This is a genomic window from Streptomyces sp. NPDC048288 (assembly GCF_043201555.1).
Lineage (GTDB): Bacteria > Actinomycetota > Actinomycetes > Streptomycetales > Streptomycetaceae > Streptomyces.
Genome location: NZ_JBICZD010000002.1, coordinates 1 through 19,449, shown reverse-complemented (window position 1 = coordinate 19,449; position 19,449 = coordinate 1). Strand labels below are relative to the sequence as shown.

At 71.8% G+C, this 19,449-nt stretch carries 18 protein-coding genes; 13 read left to right on the top strand and 5 right to left on the bottom strand.

Annotated features, from left to right (window positions below; all coding sequences use genetic code 11):
- Positions 1–73: 73 nt before the first annotated feature.
- Positions 74–1,483, bottom strand: a complete 1,410-nt coding sequence (gene radA / locus ACGFZS_RS06425) for a DNA repair protein RadA (RefSeq protein ID WP_393794141.1) — start codon at positions 1,481–1,483, stop codon at positions 74–76.
- Positions 1,484–1,690: 207 nt separating this feature from the next.
- On the opposite strand from radA, the gene ACGFZS_RS06420 reads away from it, so the two are divergent.
- Positions 1,691–3,382, top strand: coding sequence for a hypothetical protein (locus ACGFZS_RS06420; protein WP_393794140.1), 1,692 nt, complete (start codon positions 1,691–1,693; stop codon positions 3,380–3,382).
- 134 nt (positions 3,383–3,516) lie between these two features.
- On the opposite strand, the gene ACGFZS_RS06415 is transcribed toward ACGFZS_RS06420, so the two are convergent.
- Positions 3,517–4,311, bottom strand: coding sequence for a hypothetical protein (locus ACGFZS_RS06415; RefSeq protein ID WP_393794858.1), 795 nt, complete (start codon positions 4,309–4,311; stop codon positions 3,517–3,519).
- A gap of 146 nt (positions 4,312–4,457) precedes the next feature.
- On the opposite strand from ACGFZS_RS06415, the gene ACGFZS_RS06410 reads away from it, so the two are divergent.
- From ACGFZS_RS06410 to ilvD, 4 genes are all read left to right on the top strand, one after another.
- Entirely contained in the window at positions 4,458–5,390 is a 933-nt protein-coding gene (locus ACGFZS_RS06410) for a Ppx/GppA family phosphatase (RefSeq protein ID WP_393794139.1), read from the top strand.
- A gap of 86 nt (positions 5,391–5,476) precedes the next feature.
- Positions 5,477–6,307, top strand: a complete 831-nt coding sequence (locus tag ACGFZS_RS06405) for a sugar phosphate isomerase/epimerase (protein ID WP_359225515.1) — start codon at positions 5,477–5,479, stop codon at positions 6,305–6,307.
- On the top strand, positions 6,304–6,936 hold the full coding sequence (locus ACGFZS_RS06400; protein WP_365679876.1) for a TetR family transcriptional regulator: 633 nt from the start codon (positions 6,304–6,306) through the stop codon (positions 6,934–6,936). The genes ACGFZS_RS06405 and ACGFZS_RS06400 overlap by 4 nt, the downstream gene beginning before the upstream one ends.
- Before the next feature lie 108 nt (positions 6,937–7,044).
- Complete coding sequence (ilvD, locus tag ACGFZS_RS06395) at positions 7,045–8,898, top strand: dihydroxy-acid dehydratase (RefSeq protein ID WP_393794138.1); 1,854 nt, start codon at positions 7,045–7,047, stop codon at positions 8,896–8,898.
- Positions 8,899–8,998: 100 nt separating this feature from the next.
- On the opposite strand, the gene ACGFZS_RS06390 is transcribed toward ilvD, so the two are convergent.
- The gene (locus ACGFZS_RS06390; RefSeq protein WP_393794137.1) at positions 8,999–11,125 is read right to left on the bottom strand and encodes a PQQ-binding-like beta-propeller repeat protein; all 2,127 of its coding nucleotides are present in this window, start codon (positions 11,123–11,125) and stop codon (positions 8,999–9,001) included.
- 180 nt (positions 11,126–11,305) lie between these two features.
- Here ACGFZS_RS06390 and ACGFZS_RS06385 point away from each other — a divergent pair, with 180 nt between their 5' ends.
- The 7 genes from ACGFZS_RS06385 to proC all read left to right on the top strand — a co-directional run bounded on the left by ACGFZS_RS06385 (position 11,306) and on the right by proC (position 16,137).
- On the top strand, positions 11,306–11,629 hold the full coding sequence (locus ACGFZS_RS06385) for an SH3 domain-containing protein (protein WP_393660015.1): 324 nt from the start codon (positions 11,306–11,308) through the stop codon (positions 11,627–11,629).
- Between the two features lie 129 nt (positions 11,630–11,758).
- Positions 11,759–12,049 carry an SH3 domain-containing protein gene (locus ACGFZS_RS06380; RefSeq protein ID WP_393794857.1) on the top strand — a complete coding sequence of 97 codons (291 nt, stop codon included), beginning with the start codon at positions 11,759–11,761 and terminating at the stop codon, positions 12,047–12,049.
- A 55-nt stretch (positions 12,050–12,104) separates the two neighbouring features.
- Positions 12,105–12,611: an EamA/RhaT family transporter gene (locus ACGFZS_RS06375; protein ID WP_393794136.1), complete on the top strand. Its 507-nt coding sequence runs from the start codon at positions 12,105–12,107 to the stop codon at positions 12,609–12,611.
- Between the two features lie 89 nt (positions 12,612–12,700).
- A complete protein-coding gene (locus tag ACGFZS_RS06370; protein ID WP_393794135.1) occupies positions 12,701–13,498 on the top strand; it encodes a class I SAM-dependent methyltransferase in 798 nt (265 codons plus the stop codon).
- A gap of 168 nt (positions 13,499–13,666) precedes the next feature.
- Positions 13,667–14,479, top strand: a complete 813-nt coding sequence (locus ACGFZS_RS06365; RefSeq protein ID WP_393794134.1) for an ABC transporter ATP-binding protein — start codon at positions 13,667–13,669, stop codon at positions 14,477–14,479.
- Entirely contained in the window at positions 14,476–15,255 is a 780-nt protein-coding gene (locus ACGFZS_RS06360) for an ABC transporter permease (RefSeq protein ID WP_393794133.1), read from the top strand. The genes ACGFZS_RS06365 and ACGFZS_RS06360 overlap by 4 nt, the downstream gene beginning before the upstream one ends.
- Before the next feature lie 69 nt (positions 15,256–15,324).
- On the top strand, positions 15,325–16,137 hold the full coding sequence (proC, locus tag ACGFZS_RS06355; protein ID WP_355727886.1) for a pyrroline-5-carboxylate reductase: 813 nt from the start codon (positions 15,325–15,327) through the stop codon (positions 16,135–16,137).
- A gap of 25 nt (positions 16,138–16,162) precedes the next feature.
- On the opposite strand, the gene ACGFZS_RS06350 is transcribed toward proC, so the two are convergent.
- Complete coding sequence (locus ACGFZS_RS06350; protein ID WP_393660004.1) at positions 16,163–16,789, bottom strand: cysteine hydrolase family protein; 627 nt, start codon at positions 16,787–16,789, stop codon at positions 16,163–16,165.
- Positions 16,790–16,864: 75 nt separating this feature from the next.
- Here ACGFZS_RS06350 and ACGFZS_RS06345 point away from each other — a divergent pair, with 75 nt between their 5' ends.
- Positions 16,865–17,914 carry a GlxA family transcriptional regulator gene (locus ACGFZS_RS06345; protein WP_393794132.1) on the top strand — a complete coding sequence of 350 codons (1,050 nt, stop codon included), beginning with the start codon at positions 16,865–16,867 and terminating at the stop codon, positions 17,912–17,914.
- On the opposite strand, the gene trpS is transcribed toward ACGFZS_RS06345, so the two are convergent.
- A complete protein-coding gene (trpS, locus tag ACGFZS_RS06340) occupies positions 17,833–18,879 on the bottom strand; it encodes a tryptophan--tRNA ligase (RefSeq protein WP_393794131.1) in 1,047 nt (348 codons plus the stop codon). The two genes, ACGFZS_RS06345 and trpS, sit on opposite strands and share 82 nt — an antisense overlap.
- Positions 18,880–19,449: the final 570 nt, after the last annotated feature.

The following is a 19,449-nucleotide window of genomic DNA, read 5'->3' as shown; positions in this document are numbered from 1 at the left end:
CTCCGGTCGCAGGTTCTGAGGCGCTCCCGCACCCGCACGCGGTTCGTACGGACGGGCGAGACCAGGGCAAAGTCTACCGGCGCTCCTCCGCCTCCCGTGGGGCCTCTCGGCGACGGGAGCGCGGCAGCACCCGCAGGGCGTCTCCTATGTCGGCGACTTCCAGGACCTTCATGCCCGGCGGGATCTTGCCCGGATCGCCCGGTACGAGCGCGTGCGTGAAGCCCAGACGGTGTGCCTCGGAGAGCCTGCGCTGGACGCCGGTGACCCGTCTGACCTCGCCCGCGAGGCCGACCTCGCCGATGGCGACCAGGTTCTTGGGCAGGGGGGTGTCGCTCGCGGCCGAGGCCAGCGCCAGCGCGATCGCGAGGTCCGCCGCCGGCTCGGAGAGCTTCACGCCGCCCACCGTCGCGGAGTAGATGTCCCGCTTGCCGAGCGCGCTGATCCGCCCGCGCTGCTCCAGCACCGCCAGCATCATCGAGACCCGGGAGGTCTCCAGGCCGGAGGTGGTCCGGCGGGGGGAGGGGATCTGCGAGTCGACGGTGAGGGCCTGGACCTCGGCGACCAGCGGACGGCGGCCCTCCAGGGTCACGGTCAGACAGGTACCCGGGACCGGTTCGGCACGCCGGGTCAGGAAGAGCCCGCTCGGGTCGGCGAGGCCGGTGATGCCCTCGTCGTGCAGCTCGAAGCAGCCGACCTCGTCGGTGGCGCCGTAGCGGTTCTTGACGCCCCGGACCAGACGCAGCCGCGCGTGCCGGTCGCCCTCGAAGTGCAGGACGACGTCCACCAGGTGTTCCAGCAGCCGGGGACCGGCGATCGCGCCGTCCTTGGTGACGTGGCCCACCAGGAGGGTCGACATGCCCCGCTCCTTCGACGCGCGGATGAGCGCCCCGGCCACCTCCCGCACCTGGGCCATGCCGCCGGGCGCGCCGTCGATCTCGGGGGAGGCGACCGTCTGCACGGAGTCCAGGATCAGCAGCGACGGCTTCACCGCGTCCAAGTGGCCGAGGACGGCGGACAGATCGGTCTCGGCGGCGAGATACAGGTGGTCGTCGAGGGCGCCGATGCGGTCGGCGCGCAGCCGGACCTGGCTCGCCGACTCCTCGCCGGTGACATAGAGGGTGCGGTGCTCGTCGCTGGCCGACTTGGCCGCCACGTCGAGCAGGAGGGTCGACTTGCCGACGCCGGGCTCCCCGGCCAGCAGCACGACCGCGCCGGGGACCAGACCGCCGCCGAGGACCCGGTCCAGCTCGGGCACGCCGGTCGTCCGCGCGGTGGCCTGGCGGCCGTCGACCTGGCCGATGGGCACCGCGGAGGTGGTGACCCGGCCGGGAGCCGTCGTACGGACCGCTGGCGCGCCGTACTCCTCGATCGTCCCCCAGGCCTGGCACTCGGCGCAGCGGCCGAGCCACTTCGCCGTCTGCCAGCCGCACTCGGTGCAGCGGTACGACGGTCGGTCCTTCGCGGTCTTGGTACGGGTGGCCATGCGGAAACCGTAGCCCCCGCCACTGACAGCGGGACCGGGGTGGCGCGGGTGACGGGTGTGGGTGGACCGGTCTCGGCCACGCCCGGTGAGGAACGAGCCACGGAATAACAGGTTCCTGTCCCCTTATGAGGGATCGTTTCACCCGTACGGATTAAAAGTGCTCAAGCCGCAAGAAGGGGCGATACGCCGCCGCCTACGGTCGCACGGGTGATGAGCAGCAGTCCGGAGACCTCGACCCGCACGACCGGCGCACACCGGGCGCACCGGGAGGCGCGTACGGCGCGTGATCGTACGGCGGCGCGCGCGCTGGCGCAGCGACCGCCGGCGCGTTACGAGCCGTACCTCGACGGGCTGTTCACCTACTGCCTCTCGGTGCTGTGCGACCACGACGCGGCCACCGCCGCGCTCGGGGACGTCCTCGCACTCGCCGAGCGGCGCGGGCAGCGCGTCCCGGAGGCCGCCGGCGACCGCCGGGCCTGGCTGTACGCGCTGGCCCGCTGGGCCTGTCTGCGCGGGCTCGCCCAGGCCAAGCAGAAACGTCAGGCCCATCACGCGCCGGGCCGCCACCTCGCCCCCGACCCGCCGGCCGTCACCGAGGTCCAGGAGCAGCGGCGCCGCGAACTCGCCCTGCTCGCCTGGCCCGAGGCGGCCGGCACCACCCCCGAGCAGCGCGAGGCGCTCGAACTCGCCGTCCGCCACCACCTCGCCGCGCAGGAGGTCGCCGCCGTCCTCGGCCTGGACCTGGCCGGCGCCCGTGAGCTGCTCGCCTCCGCCGCCTGCGAGGTGGAGCGCACCCGCGCGGCCCTCGCCGTCGTCGAGACCGGCGGCTGCCCGAGCGTGTCCCACCTCACCGGGGACAGCCAGCTGGTGCTCAGCAGCGCCCTGCGCCGCGAACTGGTCCGGCACGTCGACGACTGCCCGCGCTGCCGCCGCACCGCCGAGCGCGCGGCCCCCGGGCGGTGGCCCGGCGCGATGACCACGCCCGCCGAGCTGCCCGTCCTGGAGGCGCCCCGCGCGGCCCTGCACATGGCCATGGCCCACCAGCCACGCGCGCGGGGCGCCGCGGTGCCCCGCTTCGACCGGCGCGGCTTCCCGATGGACCCCAAGGACCACGCGGCCCGCCGCGACCGGCTCCGCGCGCGTGCCGTCACCACGACCGTCGTCGCCACGGTCGTGGCCGCGCCGGTGCTGGCCCTGTGGGCGGCCTACCGGGGCTCACCGGGGGAGACCCACGAGGGACCGTCCGCCACCGCGCGGGAGGCAGCCGGCCCCGACGCGCTCGACGGCGACCGGACCGGGGGCTACGAGAACGCCGGAAACGCCGGCCCGAGACCCGGGCCGCGCATCGGGAAGGACGGCAAGGCCGATGTCTCGGTGGAGGTGATCAGCGTCGCCGGGACGGACCGGAAGGCGACCGGCGCGGGGCACCTCGCGGTGACGGCCGCGAACGACGGCGACACCACGCTGATCACGCTCGCGGCGTCCGGGGACGCGCCGGTGCGGTGGTCGCTGTCCACGCCGGCCGGGTGGCTGTACTTCTCGCGATCCGCAGGAACGCTACAGCCGGGCGAGTCGTTCACGATCAAGGTGTACGTCGATCATCTGCGGGAACCGGCCGGGCGCTGGGGAGCGCGGGTGGCGGTGGCACCGGCGGGGGCGGTGGTGTCGATCGGCGGGTACGGGATGGCTCCGCCGTCGCGCCGGGGGCCCAAGCCGACCCCTGGCGGGGGGCCGGGGCCGACGGCGACGGGGTCGGCGTCCGCCGAGCCGACACCGCCGGTCAGTGAGCCGCCGACGTCGGCTTCGCCCACGCCGAGCGCCTCGGACACGGGGGCGCCTCCGACGGAGTCGGCCTCGCCGACGGAGAGCGAGAGTGCGGGGGCGTCGGCGAGTCCGTGAGTCCGTGAGGGGGGAGAGGGGCTGCGGTGAGGGGGCGGGGCGGGTGCGGCTTCGTTGTGGCTGGTCGCGCCCACGCGGCGGTAGCCGCACATCAAAGGCAGCCCCGCGCCCCTGACGGGGCGCTTCGGCGGGCGTCAGTCCTTAGGATCCGCCGGATGCGGAGCCAGCAGGGGGAGCTGGCTTGCCAGGCGCTGCTCGCACAGCTCGACCAAACGGTCGTAGCCGGCCTTGCCCATCAGTTCGGTCAGTTCCGGGCGGTAGGAGACGTAGACGGGGTCGCCGGCGCCGTGGGCGGAGGTGGCCGAGGTGCACCACCAGTGGAGGTCGTGGCCGCCCGGGCCCCAGCCCCGGCGGTCGTACTCGCCGATCGAGACCTGGAGGACGCGGGTGTCGTCCGGGCGGTCGATCCAGTCGTAGGTGCGGCGGACCGGGAGCTGCCAGCAGACGTCCGGCTTGGTCTCCAGCGGCTCGCGGCCCTCCTTCAGCGCGAGGATGTGCAGCGAGCAGCCCGCGCCGCCCGCGAAACCGGGGCGGTTCTGGAAGATGCAGGAGCCGTTGAAGGGGCGGGTCTGGCGGGAGCCGTCCTCGTCCTCCGAGATCCAGCCGTCGCGGGTGCCCTCGTCGTGGTGCTGCCAGATGTCCGGCGTGAGCCTCGCCACGTGATCGGCGACCCGCTTCTCGTCGTCCTCGTCGGAGAAGTGCGCGCCCAGCGTGCAGCAGCCGTCGTCCGCGCGGCCCGCCTGGATGCCCTGGCAGCCGCTGCCGAAGATGCAGTTCCAGCGGGAGGTCAGCCAGGTCAGATCGCAGCGGAAGACCTGCTCGTCGTCCGCCGGATCAGGGAATTCCACCCATGCGCGCGCGAAGTCGAGGCCCTTCTCGTCCGCTGCGAGAGCCTGCCGCGACGTCTTCGACGGCTTCGGTGGCTTCACCCGCGAAGAACCGTCGGCAGATTGGGCGCCCTTGTGGTCCTTCGTCTTTTTCGTCTTTGGCACGCGTCCAGGGTAAGTCGCCCGGGACCGGTTCGGGGACGGCTCCGAGGACGGGTTCCGGCCCAGGTGGCAGTAGCGTTCCGTACATGAGACTCGGTGTCCTCGACGTGGGATCTAACACGGTGCATCTGCTGGTGGTGGATGCGCACCCCGGCGCGCGCCCGCTGCCGGCGCACTCGCACAAGGCGGAATTGCGCCTTGCCCAACTCCTCGACGGCAACGGGGCGATCGGCCCCGACGGGGTCGAGAAACTGGTCGGTGTCGTCCATGAGGCCCTGCAGGCCGCGGAGGACAAGGGTGTCGAGGAACTGCTGCCGTTCGCCACGTCCGCCGTGCGCGAGGCCACCAACGCCGATGACGTGCTCGCGCGCGTGAAGGCCGAGACGGGCGTCGAGCTCCAGGTCCTCACCGGGGCCGAGGAGGCCCGGCTGACCTTTCTCGCGGTGCGCCGCTGGTTCGGCTGGTCCGCCGGGAAGCTGCTGGTCCTGGACATCGGCGGGGGCTCGCTGGAGGTCGCGTACGGCATCGACGAGAAGCCGGACGCGGCGGTCTCGCTGCCGCTGGGCGCGGGCCGGCTCACCGCCGGCTGGCTCCCGGGCGACCCGCCGACCTCCGACGACATACGGGCGCTGCGTCGCCATGTACGCGCCGAGATCGCGCGGACGGTCGGCGAGTTCAGCCGCTTCGGCGCCCCCGACCACGTGGTCGCCACGTCCAAGACCTTCAAGCAGCTGGCCCGTATCGCCGGCGCGGCCCGCTCCGCCGACGGCCTCTACGTCCAGCGCGAGCTCAAGCGGGGCTCCCTGACGACCTGGGTCCCGCGGCTGGCGGCCATGAGCACCGCCCAGCGGAGCGCGCTTCCGGGGGTGTCGGAGGGGCGCTCCGGCCAGCTGGTGGCGGGTGCGCTGGTCGCGGAGGCCGCGATGGACCTCTTCGAGGTGGAGAACCTGGAGGTCTGCCCGTGGGCGCTCCGGGAGGGCGTCATCCTGCGGCGCCTCGACCACATGGGATCGGCGTAGCCCGGCAGGGGCGCCGGCGCGACCCTGGTCACAACGGCGAGCAGGCGCCCCCTTCCCACCCGGCCCCACCCCGTAACCTGTCCCTCGTGGCAGAACCAAGGGACGTCGTCCGCATCCCGGATGCGAAGGTCGCGCTCTCCACGGCCTCCGTCTACCCGGAGTCGACGGCGACGGCCTTCGAGATCGCCGCACGCCTCGGGTACGACGGCGTCGAGGTCATGGTGTGGACCGACCCGGTCAGCCAGGACATCGAGGCCCTGCGCAGACTGAGCGACTACCACCGCATCCCGATCCTCGCCGTCCACGCCCCCTGTCTGCTGATCACCCAGCGGGTCTGGTCCACCGACCCCTGGGTCAAGCTCCAGCGGGCCCGCGCCGCCGCCGAGAAGCTGGGCGCGAGCGCGGTCGTCGTACACCCCCCGTTCCGCTGGCAGCGCCAGTACGCCCGCGACTTCGTCGAGGGGATCTGGCGGATGGCGAACGAGACGGACGTACGGTTCGCGGTGGAGAACATGTACCCCTGGCGCTACCGCGACCGCGAGATGCTGGCGTACGCCCCCGACTGGGACGTCACCAAGGACGACTACCGGCACTTCACGATCGACCTCAGCCACGCCGCGACGTCCCGCGTGGACGCGCTCGCCATGGTGGACCGCATGAGCGACCGGCTCGGCCACGTCCACCTCGCCGACGGCCGCGGCTCCGCCAAGGACGAGCACCTGGTGCCGGGCCGCGGCACCCAGCCCTGCGCCGAGCTGCTGGAGCGCCTCGCGCTCACCGGCTTCGACGGCCATGTCGTGATCGAGGTCAACACCCGGCGCGCGATGTCCGGCGCGGAGCGCGAGGCCGACCTGGCGGAAGCCCTGGCCTTCACCCGCCTGCACCTGGCCTCGGCGCTCAAGGTGCCGCGCCGGTGACGGGTACCGAGAACGGCGGCACGGACGCGGGTGCCGGTACCCGTCGCCGCGGCCGGCCCCCGCGTACCGAGTCGGCCGGCACCCGGGACCGTATCCTCGTCGCCGCCCGCGAGGAGTTCGCCGAGCGCGGGTACGAGAAGACCTCCGTACGCGCGATCGCCAAGGCGGCCGGTGTGGACTCCGCGCTGGTCCATCACTACTTCGGCACCAAGGACCAGATCTTCGAGGCCGCCATCTCGGTCGCCTTCGCCCCCGCGCTGAACGCGCCCGCCGCGATCGCGGACGGCCCGCCGGACGGTGTCGGCGAGCGCCTGACCCGGTTCATCTTCGGCGTCTGGGAGAACCCGACCACCCGTAAGCCGCTGCTGGCGATCGTCCGCTCCGCCGTCAACAACGAGGCCGCGGCCGCCGTCTTCCGCCGGCTGATCGCCACCCAGCTGCTGCGCCGGATCGCCGGACAGCTGGACCTCCCGGACGCGGAGCTGCGCGCCGAGCTGGCGGCCGCCCAGCTGATCGGCTGCGCGATGCTGCGCTATGTGATCAGGGTGGAGCCGCTGGCCTCGGCGGACCTGGAGCAGATCGTGCGCCGGGTCGCCCCGGTGGTGCAGGGGCATCTGACCGGTCCGTGACCAGCCCGGCTGAGATCCGCGTCCCGCATTCCGGACACCTCGTCCCGAGGCCTGAACAACGGGCGTACGCTCATTAGCAGCCCTATCTGTCTGAAGGAGCGAGCGACGATGCCCGAGCTGAGGTCCCGCACAGTCACCCACGGTCGCAACATGGCGGGCGCCCGCGCCCTTATGCGCGCCTCCGGTGTACCCGGCGCGGACATCGGCCGGAAGCCGATCATCGCCGTCGCCAACTCCTTCACCGAGTTCGTGCCGGGCCACACCCACCTCCAGCCGGTCGGCCGGATCGTCTCCGAGGCGATCAAGGAGGCGGGTGGCATCCCGCGCGAGTTCAACACGATCGCCGTGGACGACGGCATCGCGATGGGCCACGGCGGCATGCTGTACTCCCTCCCCTCCCGCGACCTGATCGCGGACTCGGTCGAGTACATGGTCGAGGCGCACTGCGCCGACGCCCTGGTCTGCATCTCCAACTGCGACAAGATCACCCCGGGCATGCTGATGGCCGCCCTGCGGCTGAACATCCCGACGGTCTTCGTCTCCGGCGGCCCCATGGAGGCCGGCCGCGCGACCCTCGTCGACGGCACGGTCCGCACCCTCGACCTGATCGACGCGATGGTCGACGCGGCCAACGAGAACGTCTCCGACGAGGACGTCCTCAAGATCGAGGAGAACGCCTGCCCGACCTGCGGCTCCTGTTCCGGCATGTTCACCGCCAACTCGATGAACTGCCTGACGGAGGCGATCGGCCTCTCCCTCCCCGGCAACGGCTCGGTCCTGGCCACCCACACGGCCCGCAAACAGCTGTACGTCGACGCGGCCACCACGGTCATGGACCTCACCCGCCGCTACTACGAGCAGGACGACGACACGGTCCTGCCGCTCAACATCGCGACCTTCGCCGCGTTCGAGAACGCCATGGCCCTGGACATCGCGATGGGCGGCTCCACCAACACGATCCTGCACCTGCTGGCCGCCGCCCAGGAGGCGGGCGTCCCCTTCGGCCTGGAGGAGATCAACGAGGTCTCCCGCCGGGTGCCCTGCCTCGCCAAGGTCGCCCCGAACGTCGCGAAGACCCGCACGTACTACATGGAGGACGTGCACCGGGCCGGTGGCATCCCCGCCCTCCTCGGCGAGCTGCACCGCGGCGGCCTCCTCAACGAGGACGTGCACTCCGTCCACAGCCCCTCCCTCGCGGACTGGCTGAAGACCTGGGACGTGCGCGCCGGCTCCCCGTCCCCCGAGGCGATCGAGCTGTGGCACGCGGCCCCCGGCTGCGTCCGCTCCGCCGAGGCCTTCTCCCAGTCCGAGCGCTGGGAGGCCCTGGACGAGGACGCGGCCGAAGGCTGCATCCGCAGCGTCGAGCACGCCTACTCCAAGGACGGCGGCCTCGCGGTCCTCAAGGGCAACCTCGCGGTCGACGGCTGCGTGGTCAAGACGGCCGGCGTCGACGAGTCCATCTGGACCTTCGAGGGCCCCGCGGTCGTCTGCGAGTCCCAGGAGGAAGCCGTCGAGAAGATCCTCAACAAGCAGGTCACGCACGGCGACGTCGTCGTGATCCGCTACGAGGGTCCCAAGGGCGGCCCCGGCATGCAGGAGATGCTCTACCCGACGTCCTTCCTCAAGGGCCGCGGGCTCGGCAAGTCCTGCGCCCTGATCACCGACGGCCGCTTCTCCGGCGGCACCTCCGGCCTCTCCATCGGCCACGCCTCCCCCGAGGCGGCCTCCGGCGGCACCATCGCCCTCGTCGAGGACGGCGACCGCATCCGCATCGACATCCCGGGCCGCTCCATCGAGCTCCTCGTCGACGACGCCGAACTCGCCCGCCGCGAGCAGGCCCTCAACGGCGTGTACGCCCCGAAGAACCGCGAGCGCAAGGTCTCGGCCGCACTCCGCGCCTACGCCGCCATGGCCACCAGCGCCGACAAGGGCGCGGTCCGCGACGTGTCCAAGCTGGGCTGACCCACGCCTGCCGTAGCGCCGACAGCGCCGTAGCCGCCGTAGCGCCTCAGGGGCCGCCTCCCAACCGGGAGCGGCCCCTTCGCCTTCCCCCCGCCCACCGTCACCAGCCGGCCGGATCACCCGCGTCCACGGCGAAGACGGTGCCGTCGGGGGCGGTGGCGTAGATGTGGGAGGCGAGGATTAGCGGTGCCGGCAGGGCTGCCGTGACCTCGCTCGTGTTCGCGCCGAGGCGCGCCGGGGTCTGGCCAACGAGGGTTCCCTCGCGGGCGTCGACGGCGAGCAGACGTCCGTCGGCCGCCGTGAAGTAGACATGGCGGCCGTCGGTCACGGGCGCGGAGCCCCGGCTCACCGAGGTCTGGAGTGCCCAGAGCTGTTTGCCACTCTCGACATCGACGGCCTCCAGCGAGCCGGCAGCGGCCAGCAGATAGACGACATCGCCGCGCACGGTGGCACCCGGAGCCACCCGGGGAACGGGCAGCGCCGCCCGGCGGGTCGCCTTGGTGCCCGGCGTGTAGCGCACGACCGCGTCCGTCTCCCCGGCGGTGGTGTCCAGGGACAGCAGGTACAAAGACCCGTCGGCGCTGCCGAACGGCTCCAGATTCCCCGCCAGACGGGCTTCCCAGCGCTTGGCGCCCGTGACCGGATCAAGCGCGGTGACCAGGGTGTCGTTCCCATGGGAGGAGGTGCTGGTCGCGTACGTCAGCGGATCCCCGGCGAACGAGCTCAGGGACGGCGTGCCGCTGCCGGAGAGGGTCAGGCTCCACTCGGTGCGGCCGGTTTCGCTGTCCATACCGGTGACCGTCATGTCGGCGCCGACGACGAGCAGCATGCTCTTGGTGATCTTCATGACCTGGGGCTCGGGAAAGTCCTTCTTCCAGTGCGACGAGCCCGAGGCGGCGTCCAACGCCTCCACGCGCCGGCCCCCGTCCGTCGGGAGCAGCAGGAGCCCGCCCGACAGGAACGGCGAGCCGCTCGTACGCTCGTCCGCGACCCTGTGCCGCCACAGCACATGGCCGTCCACCGGGTCGAGTGCGAAAGCCAGCCCCGACCGGAAGCACAGCAACTTCCCCTCTCCGGCTACGCATTGGGGCATCCCGGAGCCGCTCTTGGCCACCGCCTCCGTCTGCCACGCCTCGAACGCGGTCGCGGAGCCGTGCACTGTGCTGCCCGCGGGTGTCGGATCACCGCCCGCGAGCCAGAGCACCGAGGCGACCACACCACCCAGAGCCAGGACGCTCGACCCGGCGGCGACGGCCATGCGACGCCTCGTCGCCTTCCACGGTCCTCTTCTCTTCCGTTCCGGTGCGGCGTCGGACGTCTCCTCCTTCGGCGCTTCACCGTCGTCGCCGTCCTCGTCCGTGACCCGCTGTGCCGGTATGAACGCCTGCGTGTCGTACGACGCCGACAACGACCGCAGCTCCCGCATCAGTTCGTCGGGCGTCGGCCGGTCCTCCGGCTCCTTGGCGAGACAGCGCAGCACCAGCGGAGCGATCTCCTCCGGCACTTCGGTGATGTCGGGCTCGTCGTGCACGACCTGGTAGGCGACGACATACGGGCTGTCGGAGTCGAACGGCCCCCGCCCGGTCGCCGCGTGCACCAGCACCGACCCCAGCGCGAAGATGTCGGCGGCGGGCCCCACCTCACGCGGCCGCCGGAACTGCTCCGGCGCCATGAACGGCGGGGTACCGATCAACTTCCCGGTCTCGGTCCGCAGTTCGCTGTCTTTCGGCCGGGAGATACCGAAGTCGATGACCTTGGGCCCGTCCTCGGCCAGCAGCACATTGCTCGGCTTGAGATCCCTGTGCACCACGCCGACCCGGTGAATGTCGCGCAGCGCCTCCGCGAGCCCCGCCATCAGCCGGCGCAACTGAGCAGGGGGCATGGGCCCGTTCCGCTTCACCTGCTCGGCGAGGGTCGGGCCGGGGATGAAGAGGGTGGCCATCCAGGGCCGCGCGGCCTCGGGATCGGCGTCCACTACGGGCGCGGTGAATGCACCGCTGACCTTGCGGGCGGCGGCCACCTCCTGCCGGAAACGGCCCCTGAACTCGCGGTCCTTGGCGAACTCGGCGTGTACGACCTTCACCGCGAGCTTCAGCCCCGAGGTGCTGCGGGCCAGATGGACCACGCCCATGCCACCGGAACCCAGGCAGGACTCCAGGCGGTAGTGCCCGGCGTACTCGGGAAGTTCCGCTTCCGCGCCCGCTCCGGTGTTGCGCTGTGGCGTCAAGGGACCACCCCCGTGCTGGTTCCGCGGAGCGCGACGCACGGAGCCTAGTCGATGACTCGTGCGATACAGAGGCGGCTTGCTAGCCTCCGCGTGCGAGTTACGCACATGTGTTTCGTGGCTCGATCGCGGGGAATCAACGGGACTCCATGGCACTCATGGGTCCAGTGGGGGGAGCACCACATGTCTGTCGAGCACGCGCAGGAAGCCGAGAGCAGCGGCGAGGAAGAGGCCGTCACGACCCTGGCGGCGGCGTCGGTGAAGACGTACGCGGTCGCCCCGGGCGTCCGCCTCAACGTCCGCAGCGGCCCGGGCACCAACTACGGCATCACGCGGACCCTCGCGGAGGGCACCCGCGTTCCGATCTTCTGCCAGACGCCCGGTACGACGGTGTCCGGCTACTACGGCACATCCAAGATCTGGGACAACATCGACAACGGTGAATACGTCTCGGATGCCTACGTCAACACCGGCAGCGACGGCTACGTGGCCGACCGCTGCGCCTGATCCGGTTTCGCGATCGGGACTCCCGATTCGACTTCGCCTGATCCGGTCTTCGGACTTCGGAGGACTCGTATGACATCGCTCAGACGCAGATCCACCCTGCTGGCCGCGGTCACCGGCAGCGCTTTCCTCATGCTGCTCGGCTCCGCCGCCACGGCGAACGCCGCCGCCACCGTCCGCTACTACGACACCGCTCCGGGCCTTCGCCTGAACGTCCGCAGCGGCCCCGGCACCAGCTACTCCATCACCCGAGTCCTCACCGAGGGCGCCAAGGTGCCGATCTACTGCCAGACCCCGGGCTCGACCGTGTCCGGCTACTACGGCACGTCGAACATCTGGGACAACATCAGCAACGGCGAGTACGTGTCCGACGCCTACGTCAACACCGGCAGCGACGGCTACGTCGCCGACCGCTGCGCCTGACCGGTCACCCGACCCCGTCCCGGAGCCCGTGGGCCGGCGGCGCCATAATCGTCCCGTGAGCGACGAACCAGGCACCCCGGACACCCCCGCGGGCTCCACCGGCGGCCCCCGCCCGGAGCCCCTCCGTTTCTTCGGCACGTCCTGGGTGGACCACGACGACCGCTACACAGCCCGCCGGATCGGCGTGGCCGCCGGCTCGCTCGCCGCCGCCGTCGTCTCCTGCCTGGTGCTCCGCCTCGCGTACGAGGGCGTGCAGCTGGCCGACACCGGATCCTTCGTGACCGTTCTCGTCGTCGCGATGTTCGCCATCTGCAGCGCCCTGGCCTTCCGGAACACGTGGGAGTCCTTCGGCAAGTGCCCCGACCCCGACCGGCAGGCCTCCCTCCGCGGCCTCCTCGCCATCGGCTTCGTCGGCTCCCTGCTCGCCTACTTCTTCCGCTCCCTCGTGGAGGCCCCCGGCGAGAAACTCCACCGCGCCGAGTACCAGACCGCCGTCCAGGAACACGAGCGCCGCTCCACCCGCCGCTCGGGCGACCCGTCGAAGAAGAAGCGCAAGCGCTGAGGCGGCCTGGAGGCAGCCGCCGGGGCGGGCACACCCGCCCCGCGGAAATCCTCTGTCCCCGCCGCTCCGCCGCCGAGGACCATGGCCGCATGACCACAGGCCAGTCGCACCTCCCGAACCCCACCCCCTCCCACGCCGCCCGCGCCCACTCCTTCAACGCCGCCGCGGCCCAGTACGCCGCGAACCGCCCCTCCTACCCGTCCGCGCTCCTCGACGCCGTCGAGGAGGAGGCCGGCCGCTCCCTCACGGGCGCCCGGGTGGTCGACGTCGGCGCGGGTACCGGCATCGCGACCGCCCTCCTGCACACGCGCGGCGCCGACGTGGTCGCGGTGGAGCCGGGCGAGGGCATGGCGGCCCAGTTCCACACCACGCTCCCCGGCGTCCCGATCGTCCGCGGCAACGGCAACGCCCTCCCCCTCGCCGACGACACCGCCGACTTCCTCACCTACGCCCAGGCCTGGCACTGGACCGACCCCGCCCGCTCCGTGCCGGAGGCGCTCCGGGTGCTGCGTCCCGGCGGTGCGCTGGCGCTGTGGTGGAACACGAGCGCCCTGGACGTGGACTGGATCGCCGACTCGTCCGCCCGTATCAGCCGCTTCTTCGGCATCGACGTCAAGGCCGAGCAGAGCAAGGGGACCGACCGCACGGACCTCGCCGACCCCAGCGGCGCGCTCCGCTTCAGCCGACGCGTGGTCCGCTGGAGCCGCCGGGTTCCTCTCGACACCCATCTCGCCAACATCTCCAGCCACTCGGCGTTCCTCGTCACCCCCGAGGAGCGCCGCACCGCCTTCCTCGCGGAGGAACGCGACCACCTCCTGACGGCCTTTCCGGACGGCGTCGTCGAGGAGACGTACGACGTGCTCCTTCTCGTCGCCGTCAACTCCTGAGCGATGCCCTCGCCTGCCCGGCCTGACGTTCCGGGTCGGGTGCGGGTGGGTGGGGGCTGGTCGCGCCCACGCGGCGGAGCCGCACATCGATGCAGCCCCGCGCCCCTTGCGGGGCGCTGCAGCCCCCGCCCCTTGACGACCCCCACCCCCCGGAGCATTATTCATCGCATGGTGAATTACTCGCCGGAGCCGCACGAGGCCGCCGGCAACTCAGTCCTGCCCCCTGCCGTCCGGGCCGCCGGACTCACGGCTGTCCGTGGCCCGCGCACCGTGCTCCGCGGCCTTGACTTCACCGTCCCGCGCGGACAGATCACCGGCCTGCTCGGGCCCTCCGGATGCGGCAAGTCGACCCTGATGCGGTCGATCGTCGGCACCCAGGCGAAAGTCAGCGGCACGCTCGACGTCCTCGGCCGCCCCGCCGGACACCCCACCCTGCGCACCCGCATCGGCTACGTCACCCAAGCCCCCTCCGTCTACGATGACCTGAGCATCCGCCAGAACCTCGACTACTTCGGCGCCGTCCTCGACCCCACCCGCCCCACCGCCGAGCGCCGCGCCGACGTCGAACGCGTCCTCGGCGAAGTCGACCTCACCGGCCACGCCGACGCGCTCGCCGGCAACCTCTCCGGCGGCCAGCGCAGCCGCGTCTCGCTCGCCGTCGCCCTGCTCGGCACCCCCGAACTCCTCGTCCTCGACGAGCCCACCGTCGGCCTGGACCCCGTCCTGCGGCGCGACCTCTGGCACCTCTTCCACTCCATCGCCGCCGACCGCGGCGCCACCCTCCTCATCTCCTCCCACGTCATGGACGAGGCCGAGCGCTGCCACCGCCTCCTCCTCATGCGCGACGGCGGGATCCTCGCCGACGACAGTCCCGAGGCCCTGCGCACCCGCACCGGCTCCGACACCGTCGAGGCGGCCTTCCTGCACCTCGTCGACGAAGCCGCCGCCGCCCAGTCCCGCACGAAGGAAACCACCCGATGAGCACCCAGTCGGCCACCGCCGCCGCCCCCGTGAGCGCCCTCAACCTCTCCCGCACCACCGCCACCGCCGCCCGCGTCCTGCGCCAGCTCCGCCACGACCCCCGCACGATCGCGCTGCTGCTCCTCATCCCCTGCCTGATGCTGGTGCTGCTCCGCTACGTCTTCGACGGCAGCCCGCACACCTTCGACAACATCGGCGCCTCACTGCTCGGCATCTTCCCGCTCATCACGATGTTCCTGGTGACCTCCATCGCCACCCTCCGCGAACGCACCTCCGGCACCCTCGAACGCCTCCTCGCCATGCCCCTCGGCAAGGCCGACCTCATCGCCGGCTATGCCCTCGCCTTCGGCATCCTCGCGATCATCCAGTCCGCCCTCGCCACCGGCCTCGCCGTCTGGCTGCTGGGCCTGGACGTCACCGGCTCCCCGTGGCTGCTGCTCCTGGTCGCCCTGCTCGATGCCCTGCTCGGCACGGCCCTCGGACTCTTCGTCTCGGCCTTCGCGGCCTCCGAATTCCAGGCGGTCCAGTTCATGCCCGCGGTGATCTTCCCCCAGCTCCTCCTCTGCGGCCTCTTCACACCCCGCTCCGAGATGCACCCCGCCCTCGAAGCGGTGTCGGACGTCCTCCCCATGTCCTATGCCGTCGACGGCATGAACGAGGTCCTCCACCACACCGACATGACCGCCACCTTCGTCCGGGACGTCCTGATCGTCGCCGGCTGCGCCCTGCTGGTCCTGGCCCTGGGAGCGGCGACCCTCAGGCGCCGCACGGCATAGCACCGCCGGCACGTCCCGCCCACCGGACAACCACCCCGCCCCCCTCACCCCGGTGCGAAACTGAACCGCATGAGTCAGAAAGTCGCAGTCCTCGGCACCGGCAAGATCGGCGAAGCCCTGCTCAGCGGAATGATCCGCGCCGGCTGGGCGCCTGCCGACCTCCTGGTCACCGCCCGCCGCCCGGAACGGGCCGAAGAACTCCGCGCCCGCCACGGAGTCACGCCGGTCACCAACGCCGAGGCCGCGAAGACCGCCGACACCCTGATCCTCACGGTCAAGCCGCAGGACATGGGCACCCTCCTCGACGAACTCGCCCCGCACATCCCCGCCGACCGCCTCGTCATCAGCGGCGCGGCGGGCATCCCCACCTCCTTCTTCGAGGAGCGCCTCGCCACCGGCACCCCCGTCGTCCGCGTCATGACGAACACCCCCGCCCTCGTCGACGAGGCGATGTCCGTCATCTCCGCCGGCAGCCACGCCACCGCCGCCCACCTGGCCACCGCCGAGGAGATCTTCGGCGCCGTCGGCAAGACCCTCCAGGTCCCCGAGTCCCAGCAGGACGCCTGCACCGCCCTCTCCGGCTCCGGCCCGGCGTACTTCTTCTACCTCGTCGAAGCCATGACCGACGCCGGCATCCTGCTCGGCCTGCCCCGGGACAAGGCCCACGACCTCATCGTCCAGTCCGCGATCGGCGCCGCCGTGATGCTCCGCGACAGCGGCGAACACCCCGTCAAACTCCGCGAGAACGTCACCTCGCCCGCCGGCACCACCATCAACGCCATCCGCGAACTGGAGAACCACGGCGTCCGGGCCGCCCTCATCGCCGCCCTCGAAGCCGCCCGCGACCGCAGCCGCGAACTCGCCACCGGGAAGAAGGACTGACACCGACGACCCGAGGGGGCGGTGGCTAGACCGCCGCGGCCGCCACGATCTCCTTCGTGGTCAGCACCCGCGCGAAACCGCCCCCGTGCAGGGACACCGCCGACGCCTGCGCCAACTCCTCCGCCGTGCGCCGCCAGCCGAACGGCCCCGCCAGATCGAAGGTGTGCGTCGCGTCGTAGGCCACCAGCACGTCGTACCCGAGATTCCCGCCCATCCGGGCCGTCGTCTCGACACACATGTTGGTCTGGATCCCGGCCAGCACGATCTGCCCGGCACCCTGCCCCGTCAGCCAGGCCCCCAGATCCGGCGACCCGAGAAAGGCCGAGTTCACGGACTTCGTGACCAGCAACTCGGCACCACCGCCACCGGCAGCTCCCTTCGCCCTCCTCTCCTCCACGTACTCCTTGAAGTCGTTCCCCTCCTGACCCGGCCGCAGCGGCGACCGCGGATTCACCGAGTCGTGCCGGACGAACACCACCGGCCGCCCGGTCTCCTGCCATACGTCGACGAGCGCCGCGATGTTCTCATCGGCCCCGGGGTTGTTCCGCGGCCCCCAGAAGCCGAGCTCCTCGAAGCCCTTCTGCACATCGACGACCACCAGGGCCGCGCCGGCGGCGACAGCGAGCTGCTTGCTTTCCGTGTTGTCTCCCATGGCCACGATCCTGGCGCCGGGACCCGACCCGCCCCAGACGGACAGAAGCCAGCGATCGATGGTTTACTGCCAGCCATGCCGCCACCCGCGCCCGCCACGCCCACCGAGGCTCCCGCGCAGCGCATCGCCCTCGTCGCCTTCCCCGGCATCCGCGCCTTCGACGCCTCCGTCATCACCGAGGTCTGGGGCACCGACCGCACCGACCGCGGCGCCCCCTCCTTCGACCTGCGCAGAGCCGCCGTCGACACCACCACCCCCATTCCGATGCGCGGCGGCCTGGCCCTGCACCCCGACCGCACCCTCGCCTGGCTCGACCGCGCCGATCTCATCGTCGTCCCCGGCCTCGACGAGCACCTCGCACCCGCACCCACCCCCGTTCTCGACGCGCTCCGCCGCGCCCACGCCCGCGGCACCACCCTCGCCGCCCTCTGCGGCGGCGCCTTCACCCTCGCCCAGGCCGGCCTGCTCGACGGCCGCCGAGCCATCACCCACTGGAACCTCATCGACCTCCTGCGCACCCGCCACCCCCAGGTCACCGTCGTCCCCGACGCCCTCTTCATCGAGGACGACAACATCTGGACCGCCGCCGGAACGGCAGCCGGCATCGACCTCTGCCTCCATCTGGTCCGGCAGGCCCACGGCGCCGAGGCCGCGGCCACCATCGCCCGCTCGATGGTCACCGCCCCCTTCCGCACCGGCACCCAGGCACAGTTCATCGAGCACCCCACGCCCCGCGCCGACCGCGACGCCGACACCCTCGCCGCCGTACGCGAACACGCCCTGCGCCGGCTGCACGAACCGCTCACGGTCGCCGGCCTCGCCGCCCACGCCGGAATGTCACCGCGCAGCTTCGCCCGCCACTTCACCGCGGAAACCGGCACGACCCCGCTCCGCTGGCTCCTCGACCAGCGCATCGCGGCGGCGCAGAAACTCCTCGAACGCACCGACCTGCCCATGCCCGAGATCGCCCGCCGGGCCGGCTTCGGCAGCGAGGTCACGATGCGCCAGCACTTCGCATCGCGCCTCGCCACCAGCCCCCGCGCCTACCGCGCCGCGTTCAACGCGGGCTCGGCCGCCACCGACTCCGCGAAGGCACCGGGCGGCAACAGCCCGATCGCCCGGTAGGCGGTATCGACGATCGGCCGGGCGATCGCCCGAGCCTTCTCCGCCCCATGCCGCAGCACCCCCTCCACATATCCCGGATCCGCACACAGCTCCTTGTGCCTGGCCCGCACGGGCCTGAGCACCTCCAGCACCGCCTCCGCGGTGGCCTGCTTCAGAGCGCCGTACGAATCGTGAACGGTTGCCAGTGACTCAGGGTTCCCGCCCGTGCACGCAGCGAGAATCTCCAGCAGATTCGCGACGCCGGGCTGCTCCTCCCGGTCGTACACGACCTCGTGCCCGCTGTCGGTCACGGCCCGCATGATCTTCTTCCGGATCACGTCCGGCTCGTCGAGCAGATAGACGATCCCCGGCCCCGAGTCGTCGCTCTTCCCCATCTTCGACGTCGGATCCTGCAGGTTCATCACCCGCGCCGCCACCGCCGGCACGGTCGCCCTCGGCACCACGAACGTGTGCCCGTACCGCTGGTTGAACCGCACCGCCAGATCCCGCGTCAGCTCCACGTGCTGCGCCTGGTCGTCCCCGACCGGCACCTCGTCCGCCCCGTACGCCAGGATGTCCGCCGCCATCAGCGCCGGATACGTCAGCAGGGACAGCCGCACACCCCGCCCCCGCACCCCCTCGCTCGCGACCTTCTCCCTGTACTGGATCATCCGCCGCATCTCCCCGTCGGCCGCCACACACTCCATGACGTACGACAGCCGGGTGTGCTCGTCGACATGACTCTGTACGAACACGGTGCACAGCTCGGGATCCAGCCCCGCCGCCAGCAGCAGCGTCGCGGCCTGCCGGGTGAGTCTGCGCAGCCGGGCCGGATCGTGGTCCACGGTCATGCCGTGCAGATCGACGATGCAGAACAGCGCGTCGGACTGGTGCTGGTCCACCGCGGCCCACTGGCGCATGGCCCCCAGGTAGTTCCCCAGTGTCAGGTGCCCGGTCGGCTTGATCCCGCTGAAGACCCGTGTCATTCCCTCTCCACCTCCTGGTCGAGGCCGCCGTCCCGGGCGGCCGACCCTCAGGGGTTCCGGAGGGAGATACGCGAACGGCCGCCGAGGCGGCGGCCGTTGAATACGTACGTGAGCGCGGCCGCCGTCAGGCGGGCCACCACTGCTGGGTACACGTACGCGTAGTCATGGCGTCCACCTTACGCCCGTGGGGTGCCGTCCGCCGTTGAGTTGACACACCCCAAACGGATACGTAGTGTTCTCCGAGTTGTCCGACGTGAGCGCCGACCCCGGTCGGTCCCCGGACAACCATTCCGCAAGTACCTACCGGCAATCGACGCATGTCGTCGTGTTGCTTCGGCATGTGCTGTGCGAAATGAGGAATCCACGTTCGAAAGGACGCGGCCCCCGATTAGCTCGGAGGCCGGGAATCCGCTAAAGTCTCACTCGTCGGAACGGCCCAACAGCCGAGAAGACAACCCCCGCTGACTGGGAATCGGACGCCGAAAGGATCTGATAGAGTCGGAACCGCCGGAAAGGGAAACGCGAGAGCGGAAACCTGGAAAGCACCGAGGAAATCGGATCGGAAAACGG